This window comes from Pseudomonas sp. 32A (assembly GCF_052682255.1).
The window spans coordinates 2,207,220-2,218,955 of the sequence record NZ_JBQYLY010000001.1; the positions used below are offsets into that span (position 1 = coordinate 2,207,220).

An 11,736-nucleotide genomic window follows, 5' to 3' on the forward strand; every position below is an offset into this window, starting at 1 on the left:
TTGCCCCGCGTTGGGGCGCGAAGCGGCCCTGAAATCGGCTGTCTTGGTTTGTCTGTAGATGCGCGGTGATCCCTTATTGGGGCTGCTTCGCAGCCCAACGCGGGGCAAGCCCGCTCGCCACAATTTTGGCTGTGTATCAGACTGTGTATCAGCACCCATCTGATACAGCGGCATGATTAGCCGGAGGGAACGCGACACAGACGGGATACACGCCTGGCTTTAAATCTGTCTACCAGATGGCGCAAGTGGTCACCCACCGCACAAGCGCCCTGGCCACATTCAGTCAAGCCAGGAGATTCAACCATGAAGCGCCACTACGCGGCCCTTGCCGCCACCCTCGCACTGTCCCTCGGTGCCTTCGCCGCCACCGCCCACGCCGAGGATGCCAAGCCTCAGGAGAAATGCTTCGGCGTGTCCCTCGCCGGGGCCAACGATTGCGCCGCCGGTGCCGGGACTTCCTGCGCCGGTACCGCCAAGGCGGATTACCAGGGCAACGCCTGGGTGCTGGTGGACAAAGGCACCTGCACCCAGATCAAAACCCCCAAAGGCTTCGGCAGCCTGACGGAACAACCATGATTGCCCTGGCCCCTGCGGTGCTCAAGCGCGTGCTGCCTGAGGCGCTGCTGTTGCTGGTGGCTCGCGTGGGTATCGCTTCGGTGTTTTTCCTCTCGGGCCGCACCAAGGTGACCGGTTTTCTGCAACTCAAGCCGTCGACCTACACCTTGTTTCGCTCGGAATACGCCTTGCCGCTGGTGCCGCCGGATTGGGCGGCACACCTGGCGACCTACGCCGAGCATCTGTTCCCGCTGTTGCTGGTGCTGGGCCTGCTGACCCGCCCGGCGGCCGCCGCGCTGTTGGGTATGACCCTGGTGATCGAGGTGTTCGTGTACCCCGATGCCTGGCCGACCCACCTGACCTGGGCCGGGCTGTTGTTGCCGCTGCTGGCGTATGGCGGCGGGGCCTGGTCACTGGACCGCGTGTTGTCTGGCCCACGGCGTTAACCCTTTCACAACAATGATCAGGCCCCAAGGCCTGTGGAGAGTCGCATGCGTATTCTTTCTTCCCTGGCGATCGCCATGGCACTCGCTGCACCGTTGGTGGCCTCGGCCGCCGATGCAGCCAAGCCTCAACCGGGCACCGGTAAAAGCGTGGTGATCGTACCCGGTTCCTTCGTCGACGGCTCCGGCTGGCGAGTGGTGCACGACATCCTGATTCACAAGGGCTACAAGGTCACCGTGGTGCATCAGGGCCATGAAAGCCTCGCCGCCGACGTGGCCGAGGCCCGCGAAGTGCTGGAGCAGCAAGTCGGCCCGGTGGTGCTGGTGGGCCACAGTTCCGGCGGCGGGGTGATTTCGATTGCCGGTGACCGCGACAAGGTCAAATCGATGGTCTATGTCTCGGCCCTGCAACCGGAAGTCGGCGAGAACATGAGCCAACTGCTGTCTTCGATGCCGGCGCCGAGCAATGACGTCAAGCAGACCCGCGACGGGCACCTGTTCTTTGATCGCACCAAGTTCAATGCCGACTTTGCTGCCGACCTGACCACCAACCGCACCGACTTCATGGCCGCCTCTCAGGTGCCGGCCACTACCGCGCTGTTCGGCGGCACCGTGTGGGCTGCGGCCTGGCACAAGAAACCGACCTACGCCGTGGTGTCCACCGAGGACCGTGCCCTGAGCCCCGATCTGCAGCGTTGGATGTACAAGCGCGCCGGTTCGAAAGTCACTGAAATCAAGGCCAGCCACTCGGTGTACATCTCCCAGCCCGAGGCTGTGGCGAAGGTCATCGAAGACGCTGCATCCGTCATCAAGTAAACCCCACCCCGAGGAGTAATACCCATGAGCACGTCCATTAAATCCCGTTTGAGCCTTGCCACTGCTGCCGCCCTGATCGCCATGGCGTCGGCGTCCTTTGCCGCTGCCGCCAGCGCCGCTGACCAGCCGGAACAGCCGGGTCGCTGCTACGGCGTGAACAACTGCAAGGGCGAAAGCCTGTGCGCCACGGCCAAGAACGATTGCAAGGGTCTCAACAGCTGCAAGGGTGAGGGCGTTGTCGTTAAGACTCCGTCCGAGTGCTTGAAGCTGGGTGGTACCACGACTGAGCCGAAGTAAGGCCGTTGACGATGACGCGGGGCGTCTTATGCCCCGTGTTGTTTTCGGGTTTTTCGCGAGCAAGCTCGCTCCTACAGTTTTTTAACGGAGGCCATGTGATGCCGACACCCAATCCGCGTTTCCCGGGCTACGGCCTGGGGTTGCGCAAGGAGCACTACAGTGAGTTCCTGGAGACCCCGGTGGCGGTGGATTTCGTTGAAGTGATCTCCGAGAATTTCATGGTCGCGGGCGGCCAGCCCCGGCATATCCTGCGCCAGATTCGTGAGCGGTACCCGGTGGCGCTGCATGGGGTATCGATGTCGATCGGCACGGCCGAAGGCCTTGATCGCGATTACTTGAAGCGTCTCAAGTCGCTGGTGGACGAGATCGAACCGCTGTTTGTGTCCGACCACCTGAGCTGGTCCCGCAGTGGAGGCTTCAACTCCCATGACTTGCTGCCGGTGCCTTATACCGATGAGGCACTGGACAGGCTCTGCGCCAATATCGACATGGCTCAGGACGTGCTGGGCCGCGCGATGCTGTTTGAAAACCCGTCCAGCTACCTGGCCTTTGATGGCGCATCCATGAGCGAGTGGGAATTCATCGCCGCCATGTCCCGGCGCACCGGCTGCGAGCTGTTGCTGGACGTCAACAATGTGTTTGTCAGCGCCAGCAACCATGGCTTCGACGCCCTGGCATTTCTCGACGGGATTCCGGCCGAGCGGGTGCGGCAGATTCACCTGGCCGGGCACAGTCAGGGCCGCGATTTGCTGATCGACAGCCATGACAGCCCGGTGTGTGACGGGGTCTGGGATTTGTATGCCAAGGCCGTTGCGTTGCTCGGCCCGGTCGCCACGATGATCGAGCGCGATGACGAGATTCCGCCCTTGGCCGAGCTGCTGGAGGAACTGTCCATCGCCCGCATGCTGGGGGCTTCCGAGGCCTGCAAGCGTGCGCAGGTGCGCTCATGAATCTCGCCCAATGGCAGCAGGCGTTTCACACCTGGCTGGTGAGTGCCTCGGACGAGTCGGCCCAGTTGCTGGGTAACAAGGCCGCAGGCCTGGCGGTTTACCAGAACAACTACCGTGCGCAGTTGGTGGGTTGCCTGGAGCAGGCGTTTCCCAACCTGCGGCGCTGGCTGGGGGATGAGGCGTTTCTGGCCGCGTGCATCAGCCATATCGACCGGTATCCGCCCCATGCCTGGACCCTGGACGTCTATCCCGAGGGCTTTCACCTGACCCTGGGTGAACGGTTCCCCAACAATCCCGACGTGCATGAACTGGCCTGGATCGAGTCGTCGCTCAACGAGGCATTTGTCGCCGCCGATGCCAGCCCGTTGCCCATGGATGTGCTGGCGGCGGTGGATTGGGACACGGCACGCCTGCAACTCACGCCGTCGCTGCGTTGCCACGGGCTGACCACTAATGCCGAGGCGATCTGGTCGGCGTTGTGGCAGCAAACCCCGGCGCCCGAGGCGGTGATGCTGGCTGAGGCCGGTGGGTTGCTGGTGTGGCGTCGGCAGTTCACCTCGCGTTTGCGGCAAGTCGAGGCTTTGGAGTTCCAGGCGTTGGTGCACCTGCAAGGCGACGGCAGTTTTGCCGGGCTGTGCGAGTTTCTGGTGGAGCGCCTGGGGGAAGAGGAGGGCGTGGCAAAAGCCGGTGAGTGGCTGGCCGGCTGGATCGGCAGCGAGTTGATTGTGGGGGTCGTTGATGACCTTCCAGTGTCGAATTTTTTGGAGCTATAACCCATGTCTTTTTTCAATCGCCGTCGCTTTCTGATTTCCAGCGTCATTGCTTCAGTCGCGCTGTCACTGCCGGTATGGGCGGCGCCTGCGCCCTGGACGATCCGCCAGGTCAGCACCGACCTGCTGGATATCGGCTACTACGAAGCCGGCCCGGAAGACGGCCGGCCGATCATTTTGCTGCATGGGGCTGACGGCGACCTTGAGCGTTTTGCCGAGGTCGCGCCTCATCTGGTGTCCCAAGGCTTTCGGGTGGTCATCCCGTACCTGCGAGGCCATGGCAGCACCACGCAACTGGACAAGGCTGCGCCCGCCGTCACTCAGGAAGTCGTTCTCGGCCAGGACGTGCTGGACCTGATGAACGCCTTGCACATCCCTGAAGCGGTGCTGGGTGGGTTCGATCTCGGCGGTCGTGCCGTCACGGCTGCGGCCACCTTGCGGCCGAGCCGCTGTGTGGCGCTGGTCACCGTCAACAGCGCGCCGCAGCCCGCCCTGGCCGAGGTGCTGGTGCAGATGGCCCGGATGGGCAACTGGCGCACCTGAACATGAATATTTGGACAGCCGCGCATTTGCCCGCTGAAAAAAAAGGCCGCTGCCCGTAATCTAGAGGCCTTTGCCACGTGTGCGGATTGTCCATGTCTTCAGTAGCTGATGGGTTGCCCAGTGATAAACGTCTCGCGGCGGTTGTCGCCATTTCCCTGGGGATCGGCATGGCGACCCTCGACACGGCCATCGTCAACACCGCGTTGCCCACACTGGCCGAAGGCATTGGCACCGACTCCGCCTCAGTAATCTGGGTGGTCAATGCCTACCAGTTGGCGACCATCGCTGCGGTGCTGCCCTTTGCTTCCCTGAGTGATGTGGTCGGCCACCGCCGGGTGTTCCTCGGCGGCTTGCTGGTGTTTGTGGTGGCGTCCCTGTTCTGCGGGCTGGCCTGGTCGCTGCCGACGCTGACCGCCGCCCGGGTGGTGCAGGGCCTGGGCGCGGCGGCAATCATGAGCGTGAACATTGCGCTGTTGCGGCATATCTACCCGGCAAAAATACTCGGCCGGGGGCTGGGGTATAACTCGCTGGTGGTGGGGTTGGCCTTTACCCTCGGGCCCACGGCGGCGTCGGCGATTCTGTCGGTGGCCACCTGGCACTGGTTGTACCTGATCAACCTGCCCCTGGGCGCATTGGCCTTGTGGCTGGGGGGGCGTGCGATTCCGGTGATCCCGATCACCGGGCATGCCTTCGACCGGCTCGCGGCGATTCTCTGTGCCGGGCTGTTCGCCCTGCTGGTGCTGGGCCTGGGCTCGGCGGTGCACGGTGCGCAGGCGGTGTTGACCCTGGGGCTGATCGCCGTGGCGCTGCTGTGCGGGCTGTTGCTGATCCGCCGTCAGGCCGGGCACCCGGCGCCGATGCTGGCGGTGGACCTGTTCAAACGCCCGCTGTTCACCTTGTCGGCCCTCACCGCGATTTGCGCGTTCAGCGCCCAGGGCCTCGCGTTTGTGTCGCTGCCATTCCTGTTGCAAACGGTGCTGGGTCACAGCCAGGTGGCCACCGGCTTCCTGATGACCCCGTGGCCGGCGGTGGTGGCAGTGATGGCACTGATTGCCGGGCGCCTGGCGGACCGTATCTCCCTGGCGTTGCTGTGCGGCATCGGCCTGGTGATGCTGAGCGCGGGCATGGCCTCGCTGGCGACCCTGGGCAACGACGCCTCCACCTTCGATATCGGCTGGCGCATGGCCCTGTGCGGCGCCGGGTTCGGTTTCTTCCAGTCCCCCAATCTCAAGGCGATCATGACCAGCGCGCCCATCGCCCGCAGTGGCGGTGCCAGCGGCATCGTCGCCACGTCGCGGCTGATGGGGCAGACACTCGGCGCTTCATTGGTGGCGTTGTGCTTCCACTTGTCCCTTAGCAGCGGCCCGCAGTACGCGTTGTGGCTGGGGTGCGGGTTTGCCCTGGTGGGCGCGGTGGCCAGCGGGTTGCGCCTGATGCAGGACGGCGCCAAGGTTTAAGTATTTGGGCCTTGTAAAACATTGAGGGAGACGGCTACCGTGGCTGTCTAAATAATTCTGAATGTTTCAGCCTTTATGTCTGATCTGGCCCAACGCAGTGCTGATTCCCACTCCCGCCGTGCCGCGCTGACCCTTGGCCTGTGCCTGCCCAGTGACGTGTTGCTGTACCTGGTACTGCCGATGGAGTCCCAGGCGTTCGGAATCACCCTGGCCCAGGCCGGGGTGCTGCTGGCGGCCAACCGCCTGGTGCGGATCTTCGGCTACAAGCATGTTCTGAATTTCTACGCCCGTAACGGTGATCGGCTGACGTGCTCCATCGCCGCCGGCGCGGCGGCGGTGTGTGCCCTCGGCAACTCGATGCTCTCCGGGTTTGCTGCCTTGCTTGGCCTGCGATTGGTCTGGGGCCTGTGTTTTGCGGCGTTGAACCTTTCCACTCAGGTATTGGCCACTTCTGAACCGCTGGGTGCGGCGCGTCGGGCGGGGCGGTCACGGGCGTTGATTGCCCTGGGGCCGATGCTGGCCTTGCCGCTGGGTGGATGGCTGACGTTACAGGTGGGGCCGCGGCCGATCTTCTGGATTCTGGCGGTGTGTTGCCTGGTGGGGTTGTGGATGGCGCGGGGGTTGCCGACCGCCGGTCACAATTTGCAGGGCACGCCGGGGCGGCGGTTCAAGTTGCCTGACAGTGTGGCGACCTGGTCGTTTATCGAAGGGGTGGCGCTGGATGGGCTGTTTATCTTTGGTCTGTCGATTCAGGCGCAGAAGATGCTGGGTGGGAATGCGGTATTGATTGCCGGTGGGTTGATGGCGCTGCGATATGTTTCGGAGTTGCTTCTGAGTCCGCTAGGGGGGCGCGTGGCTCAGCAGTTTGGTGCGACTTCGATGTTGTTGCTGTTTTCGTTTCTCAGTGCGTTGGCGTTGGGGGCGTTTGGTAGTCACTGGGTGATTGTGGGGGCGGCGGCGGTGTTGGTGTTGCGGGCGTTGCAGTTGCCGCTGGTGACGACGTTGGTGGCGGAGCGTAATCCGGGGGCGATGCGGGTTTCGGCGTTGGCGTCGAATGCGGTGTGGCGGGATGTGGGGGCGGGGCTTGGGCCATTGCTGGCGGGGTTGTTGTTGCCGGTGGCGTCGGCGCCTTGGGTGTTTGGCGTGGCGGGGGCGGCGATTGCGGTTAGTGCGGTGTTTTGCTGGCGGGCCAGGGGGTTAGCATGAGATGGGGGGATTGAGTGCATATCCGTTTCTTCGGTAACGGCCACTTAGGGTTCCGCTCTTACAGCGGGTCACTTTTGGCAAACGCCCCAAAAGTAACCAAAAGGTCTTTGCCCCACCACTCGGTGCCTCGCCTAGGCTCGGCATGCCCGCACTCCGGCCCGATTCCGCGGGCCGCCGCGACGGGCCATCCATGGCCCGGCGCGGCTAAATCGGCTTCCCTGCCGATTTACCCGCTCCACCGTGCCTACTTGCGGCCATCGTGGTTAACGGGGCCCGCAGATCAAAATCAAAAGCAGATCAAAAGCAGAGCACAGCGGCCTCCCGGCCGGCTTGAGTGTTAAGAGCAAAAGCAAAGACCAGAGCGAAAACAGAGCTGCTTTTCTGTGGGAGCGGGCTTGCTCGCGAAAAACCTGAGAGCGCCGCGTTCATCCAGAATGCCCGCGTCATCGTTAACGACCTTCGCGAGCAAGCCCGCTCCCACATTTTTGACCGTGCCCGCTTTAGCTTTTGATTTTGCTTTTAACACTCAAGCCGGCCGGTAGGCCGCTGTGCTCTTGCTTTTGATCTTGATCTTGATCTTGATCTTAGGCGCCCCGTTAAACCACGCTGGCCGAACGCAGGCTTTGGAGCGTGGGTAACCTGGCAGGACGCCAGGTTAGCCGTCCTGGGCCAGGGATGGCCCATGACGGCGGCCCACGGTCCAAAGCCGGAGTGAGGGCACTCCGAGCCTAGGCGAGGAGCCGAGTGGTGGGGCAAGAGCGTTTTGCTTACTTTTGCGCTCTTCAAAAGTGAGCCGCTGTAAGAGCGGAACCCTAGGCGGCCGTTACCGCAGCAACGGATATGCACACCCCAATCAGCGACCCTTCACCGCCTCAATCCACCCCGGATCCAGCCGCGTCTGGTCAGGCTCAATCCCCAACCCCCGCATCTTCTCCAGATGCTCATCAACCTCCCGCACCAACTGCGCCTGAGAACTCGAATTAGCGTCCAGTTCGTGCATCTGCATCAACCCAAGGTGATAAAACCGCAGCAACTTGATCGCCACCGGATCATTCGCCTTCACCCCGTCAGTCACCTTGTGCATCACGTTCGTCACACTCATCAAACTGCGCTTGAGCTGCCACCCATACACCGCCGGCGCCAGCCACGCCTGGCTCCAGAACGGCCCCCGCACCAACCCTACGGTAATCAACACCCCGGCAAACACCCCGCCCACATTAAAGCGAAAGTTATCCCCCCCAGGCTCCCCAAACACCATCACCGCCAGGCTGGAAAGCACCATCGCCAACACCACAAACAGCCCCGCGACAATCAGCGTGCTACGGCGTGTCTGCTGGCGAAAGGTAATCGGGTCGCAGGGTTTGAGCTCAAACATCCGGGTGCAGTCTCCATGGGCTGAGTAAGGGTATAGCGTCGGCCGGCATCTTCTCATGCTTCGCCCGTCGGAGTGACGGTAATCAGGTTGAACGATGGCACACAGCAATTTCTCTAAACCTCGTAGGCAACCGACCCCCAAGCGAGGTGAACCATGACCCGGTACCAGCAACAGCCGCCCGGCACACCCAACCCCGACCGCACCCCCGGCGAAGAGGAACGTGACAACGACGCCCTGCGCCCCAACGATCCCGCCGAACGGCAAGACGACGAAGAACGGGTCGAAGAAGACCTGGAAAACCTGCACGACAAGGCACGCCCGCTGTAAACCCGGCGCGTCAAGGAGATAGTTATGACTAACAGTACAAGCGGACCGCATTCATCGGAGCACTCCAGCGGCAAGGACGAATTGGGTTTCGACCCCGACTCCCCGGACGTCGCAGACCCACAGGTCGACCCGGTAGGCCCTGCCATTGCCCCGTTGGACAAGCCAGAAAAAACCGGCAAGAAGCCGGCCTATGATCCCCTCGGTGATCTGAAGAAGTGAAACAAGCCCCGCCGTCGAGCGGGGCTTTTTTTCCTCAGCCAAGCCGTTTCGGGGCTGTCCATGTCACCTCAGTGATGCCGAACTTCTCCGCCCAGGGCCGAGTGGTCTTTTTCACCCGCTCATGGCCCGGTCGGCCTATGCGCCCCACGTGGGCAATGTCGGCGTCAACGGCCGCCCAATGCCACGCTTCGGCGTTGTTCATGACCTCGGCACGCACCACAAAGGTTTTCGGTTCGCCGTGTAGCAAGTAGTGGATGGTGTAGATCATTGCGGTACTCATGATGCCTCCCTGTCTTGTTTTGAATGGATATAAATCGGTTCAGAAAGGTTCAGAAAGTTTATGCATCCGAGGGCTTGCATTTGATTCAAATCACAATTGGCAAACAACCACCGTCAGGGTATTAGTGGTGCCTTCGCTACCGACTCAAGGATTGCGTCATGCCTGAGCTGACCCACAGCCGCCTCTACCTGCAACGTTTGGGCTACGACACGCCGCCACCGCCCACCCTGCAAACCCTGCAGGATTTGCAGTTGCGCCACGTCAGTACCTTCGCGTTTGAAAACCTGTCGACCTTGCTGCGCGTGCCTGTACCCATCGATTTGCCGAGCGTTGAGCACAAAGTCCTGTTCGACGGGCGGGGTGGTTATTGCTACGAGCTGAACCAGATGTTCCTGGCCTTGTTGCAGGAGTTGGGCTTCGACGCGCGGGGCATCACTGGGCGCGTGGTGATGGGCGGGCCGCCCGATGCGCTGACGGGGCGCACCCATCGCCTGAGCCTGGTGACCCTGGACGGCACGCGTTACATCAGCGATGTCGGCTTTGGTGGCATGGTGCCCACCAGCCCGTTGCAACTGGACACTGATGCCACCCAGGCCACGGCCCATGAACCCTATCGCCTGAGCCTGAACGAGGGCAGCTACACGTTGTGGGCGCAGGTGGCGGGGGAGTGGCGCGGCCTCTATGTATTCGACCTGCAGCTGCAGTCACGCATCGACTACGAAATCGGCAACTGGTACGTCTCCACCCACCCGGACTCGTCGTTCCTCAGCCAGTTGAAAGTCGCGCTCATCGGCCCGGGATTTCGCCGCACACTGAACAACGGCCAGTACGCGATTCACCACCTGGGCCGCGCCAGCGAGAAGCGTGTTATCGAGGATGTGGACGAGCTGCTGACGCTGCTGCAAGCCAGCTTTGGCATTCGCCTGCCGGAGCATCCACAGTTGCGGCCAATACTCGGTCGTTTGCTGGTCCCCGCCCAAGAAGCTTGAGATAGAGCCATCGCTGAACCGTTTTACCTCGAAAAAGGTGCAAAATAATTCGAACCTTTCGCCAAAACGAGGGTTCGAAGCGTTTCCTGAATAATTTGCCACCTACAATGGAGACGTAAAACGATGTCCAAACTATTCGGAAAATTTCTCAAGAATTCCTCGGTCCTGGCCCTGATTGCAGCACCGGGTGTGGTGTTCGCCGCAGCGCCGACCGACCCGATTTCCACCTTCGGGATCCTCGGCAGCTACAACGACTTCAAACTCGAAGGCGGTAGCCAGAGCGACAAGGACCACATGCCTGAAGCCGGCCTGTTCTACAACTTCGGCAACAAGCTGACGGCGGAATCGGGCTTTATCTACCAGGCCGGTATCGAAGCCAAGTACGGCGAAAAGAGCGACAACAAGCTCAAGGAAGGCCAGGCCGACCTCGACCTCGGCTGGCGTGCCGCGCTGGATGCGCGCAACTTCGTCGACGTGCTGGTGGGTGGCGGCTACAGCTGGACCCGCTACGAGCCGGACTCGGGCGACTACGACATGAAACTCACCAACAAATCGCCGTTCGCCAAGGCGGCCCTGGGCTACAACCACCAGTTCGACGACATGACCATGCGTGTTGAACTGGGTGCCCGTCATACCATCGACGGCCGCGCCAAACTCAAGGTCGACGGCATCGGCAGCGACACCGTGGACCTCAAGGACCGCACCAACCCGTACGCCGAAGTCAGCCTGCTGATGAACCAGAAAGGCGACCTGCCGGTGATGGCGGGCCTGTACTACACCCGCACCGAGTACAAGCTCGATGACGATTCGTACGTGGCCGACAACACCAAGCTCAAGCGTGACGAGTACGGGTTCAAGGTCGGTATAGCCTTCTAAGCCCACCTCGATTCTAACGGTGGGAGCGGGCTTGCTCGCGAATGCGGTGTATCAGTTAAAAATTTGGTGACTGACACACCGCATTCGCGAGCAAGCCCGCTCCCACATTTGATTGGCGTTGCGGCTCAATCAACTGTCCGCCCAAGCCCCCCTTTCTGTCCCCCAATACCCTCAACGCCGCGCCCTGGCTGCCTTAGTGTGGATCACGCTTTCACACAATAAGAGAGAAGGTGGCTATGCGGGCAATCAACCCCCGTCGCATCAGTCTGCTGCTGGCCGTGACCTGCCTGCTGACAGCCTGTGACGACAAACCGAAACATCCCCCCGAACATGCCACGGCGGCCAATGCCATGCCCGGCGACGCAGCCCTGGCCCAGGTCTACGACACCAGTTGCAAGCTGTGCCACGCCAACCCGGCCTCCGGTGCGCCGCTCACCGGTGATGGCCCGGCCTGGAGCCCGCGCGTCGCCCAGGGCCCGGACACCCTGCTGGACCACACCATCAACGGCTACAACGGCATGCCGCCGATGGGCCTGTGCGTGCAGTGCTCCGAAGCGCAATTCCTGGGGCTGATCAGCTTTATGTCGGGCCAACACATCCAATAAGCATAACGGGGTAGGCGATGGCGCTTTC

Annotated in this window: 16 protein-coding genes; 14 read left to right on the forward strand and 2 right to left on the reverse strand. The window is 62.1% G+C overall.

The genetic code is table 11. From position 1 onward, the window contains the following. Positions 1–303 precede the first annotated feature (303 nt). From ACUN0G_RS10170 to ACUN0G_RS10210, 9 genes are all read left to right on the forward strand, one after another. Entirely contained in the window at positions 304–576 is a 273-nt protein-coding gene (locus ACUN0G_RS10170) for a BufA1 family periplasmic bufferin-type metallophore (RefSeq protein ID WP_003211270.1), read from the forward strand. Then, positions 573–1,001, forward strand: coding sequence for a DoxX family protein (locus tag ACUN0G_RS10175; protein WP_445573274.1), 429 nt, complete (start codon positions 573–575; stop codon positions 999–1,001). The genes ACUN0G_RS10170 and ACUN0G_RS10175 overlap by 4 nt, the downstream gene beginning before the upstream one ends. 45 nt (positions 1,002–1,046) lie before the next feature. Further along, positions 1,047–1,814 carry an alpha/beta fold hydrolase gene (locus tag ACUN0G_RS10180; protein WP_076016068.1) on the forward strand — a complete coding sequence of 256 codons (768 nt, stop codon included), beginning with the start codon at positions 1,047–1,049 and terminating at the stop codon, positions 1,812–1,814. Positions 1,815–1,838: 24 nt separating this feature from the next. Then, entirely contained in the window at positions 1,839–2,111 is a 273-nt protein-coding gene (bufA2, locus tag ACUN0G_RS10185) for a BufA2 family periplasmic bufferin-type metallophore (protein WP_076016069.1), read from the forward strand. A 98-nt stretch (positions 2,112–2,209) separates the two neighbouring features. Further along, a complete protein-coding gene (gene bufB, locus ACUN0G_RS10190; RefSeq protein WP_445573275.1) occupies positions 2,210–3,061 on the forward strand; it encodes an MNIO family bufferin maturase in 852 nt (283 codons plus the stop codon). Further along, complete coding sequence (locus tag ACUN0G_RS10195; protein ID WP_445573276.1) at positions 3,058–3,834, forward strand: HvfC/BufC family peptide modification chaperone; 777 nt, start codon at positions 3,058–3,060, stop codon at positions 3,832–3,834. The genes bufB and ACUN0G_RS10195 overlap by 4 nt, the downstream gene beginning before the upstream one ends. 3 nt (positions 3,835–3,837) lie before the next feature. Continuing rightward, complete coding sequence (locus ACUN0G_RS10200; protein ID WP_445573277.1) at positions 3,838–4,374, forward strand: alpha/beta fold hydrolase; 537 nt, start codon at positions 3,838–3,840, stop codon at positions 4,372–4,374. Positions 4,375–4,466: 92 nt separating this feature from the next. Further along, positions 4,467–5,831 (forward strand): MFS transporter, encoded by a 1,365-nt coding sequence (locus ACUN0G_RS10205; protein WP_076016073.1) that lies wholly within the window; start codon positions 4,467–4,469, stop codon positions 5,829–5,831. Positions 5,832–5,906: 75 nt separating this feature from the next. Beyond that, positions 5,907–7,037, forward strand: coding sequence for an MFS transporter (locus ACUN0G_RS10210; protein WP_445573278.1), 1,131 nt, complete (start codon positions 5,907–5,909; stop codon positions 7,035–7,037). Between the two features lie 853 nt (positions 7,038–7,890). On the opposite strand, the gene ACUN0G_RS10215 is transcribed toward ACUN0G_RS10210, so the two are convergent. After that, positions 7,891–8,412, reverse strand: a complete 522-nt coding sequence (locus ACUN0G_RS10215) for a DUF3087 family protein (protein ID WP_445573279.1) — start codon at positions 8,410–8,412, stop codon at positions 7,891–7,893. Between the two features lie 153 nt (positions 8,413–8,565). On the opposite strand from ACUN0G_RS10215, the gene ACUN0G_RS10220 reads away from it, so the two are divergent. Next, on the forward strand, positions 8,566–8,739 hold the full coding sequence (locus ACUN0G_RS10220; protein WP_167663801.1) for a hypothetical protein: 174 nt from the start codon (positions 8,566–8,568) through the stop codon (positions 8,737–8,739). Between the two features lie 24 nt (positions 8,740–8,763). Then, positions 8,764–8,958 carry a DUF6021 family protein gene (locus tag ACUN0G_RS10225; protein ID WP_063028817.1) on the forward strand — a complete coding sequence of 65 codons (195 nt, stop codon included), beginning with the start codon at positions 8,764–8,766 and terminating at the stop codon, positions 8,956–8,958. A gap of 34 nt (positions 8,959–8,992) precedes the next feature. On the opposite strand, the gene ACUN0G_RS10230 is transcribed toward ACUN0G_RS10225, so the two are convergent. Further along, positions 8,993–9,238: a DUF6555 family protein gene (locus ACUN0G_RS10230; RefSeq protein ID WP_023658994.1), complete on the reverse strand. Its 246-nt coding sequence runs from the start codon at positions 9,236–9,238 to the stop codon at positions 8,993–8,995. A 158-nt stretch (positions 9,239–9,396) separates the two neighbouring features. Here ACUN0G_RS10230 and ACUN0G_RS10235 point away from each other — a divergent pair, with 158 nt between their 5' ends. The 3 genes from ACUN0G_RS10235 to ACUN0G_RS10245 all read left to right on the forward strand — a co-directional run bounded on the left by ACUN0G_RS10235 (position 9,397) and on the right by ACUN0G_RS10245 (position 11,708). Continuing rightward, on the forward strand, positions 9,397–10,227 hold the full coding sequence (locus ACUN0G_RS10235) for an arylamine N-acetyltransferase family protein (RefSeq protein WP_445573280.1): 831 nt from the start codon (positions 9,397–9,399) through the stop codon (positions 10,225–10,227). Positions 10,228–10,350: 123 nt separating this feature from the next. Then, positions 10,351–11,103, forward strand: a complete 753-nt coding sequence (locus ACUN0G_RS10240; protein ID WP_421553741.1) for an outer membrane beta-barrel protein — start codon at positions 10,351–10,353, stop codon at positions 11,101–11,103. A 236-nt stretch (positions 11,104–11,339) separates the two neighbouring features. Continuing rightward, a complete protein-coding gene (locus ACUN0G_RS10245; RefSeq protein WP_445573281.1) occupies positions 11,340–11,708 on the forward strand; it encodes a c-type cytochrome in 369 nt (122 codons plus the stop codon). Positions 11,709–11,736 lie beyond the last annotated feature (28 nt).

Excerpts from the sequence above, each read along its gene's own strand:
- ACUN0G_RS10175 (WP_445573274.1), top strand. The coding sequence starts at position 573 with ATGATTGCCCTGGCCCCTGCGGTGCTCAAGCGCGTGCTGCCTGAGGCG.
- ACUN0G_RS10235 (WP_445573280.1), top strand. The coding sequence starts at position 9,397 with ATGCCTGAGCTGACCCACAGCCGCCTCTACCTGCAACGTTTGGGCTAC.
- ACUN0G_RS10245 (WP_445573281.1), top strand. The coding sequence starts at position 11,340 with ATGCGGGCAATCAACCCCCGTCGCATCAGTCTGCTGCTGGCCGTGACC.
- ACUN0G_RS10215 (WP_445573279.1), bottom strand. The coding sequence starts at position 8,412 with ATGTTTGAGCTCAAACCCTGCGACCCGATTACCTTTCGCCAGCAGACA.
- bufB (WP_445573275.1), top strand. The coding sequence starts at position 2,210 with ATGCCGACACCCAATCCGCGTTTCCCGGGCTACGGCCTGGGGTTGCGC.
- ACUN0G_RS10180 (WP_076016068.1), top strand. The coding sequence starts at position 1,047 with ATGCGTATTCTTTCTTCCCTGGCGATCGCCATGGCACTCGCTGCACCG.
- ACUN0G_RS10240 (WP_421553741.1), top strand. The coding sequence starts at position 10,351 with ATGTCCAAACTATTCGGAAAATTTCTCAAGAATTCCTCGGTCCTGGCC.
- ACUN0G_RS10205 (WP_076016073.1), top strand. The coding sequence starts at position 4,467 with ATGTCTTCAGTAGCTGATGGGTTGCCCAGTGATAAACGTCTCGCGGCG.
- ACUN0G_RS10220 (WP_167663801.1), top strand. The coding sequence starts at position 8,566 with ATGACCCGGTACCAGCAACAGCCGCCCGGCACACCCAACCCCGACCGC.
- ACUN0G_RS10200 (WP_445573277.1), top strand. The coding sequence starts at position 3,838 with ATGTCTTTTTTCAATCGCCGTCGCTTTCTGATTTCCAGCGTCATTGCT.
- ACUN0G_RS10225 (WP_063028817.1), top strand. The coding sequence starts at position 8,764 with ATGACTAACAGTACAAGCGGACCGCATTCATCGGAGCACTCCAGCGGC.
- bufA2 (WP_076016069.1), top strand. The coding sequence starts at position 1,839 with ATGAGCACGTCCATTAAATCCCGTTTGAGCCTTGCCACTGCTGCCGCC.
- ACUN0G_RS10170 (WP_003211270.1), top strand. The coding sequence starts at position 304 with ATGAAGCGCCACTACGCGGCCCTTGCCGCCACCCTCGCACTGTCCCTC.
- ACUN0G_RS10195 (WP_445573276.1), top strand. The coding sequence starts at position 3,058 with ATGAATCTCGCCCAATGGCAGCAGGCGTTTCACACCTGGCTGGTGAGT.
- ACUN0G_RS10230 (WP_023658994.1), bottom strand. The coding sequence starts at position 9,238 with ATGAGTACCGCAATGATCTACACCATCCACTACTTGCTACACGGCGAA.
- ACUN0G_RS10210 (WP_445573278.1), top strand. The coding sequence starts at position 5,907 with ATGTCTGATCTGGCCCAACGCAGTGCTGATTCCCACTCCCGCCGTGCC.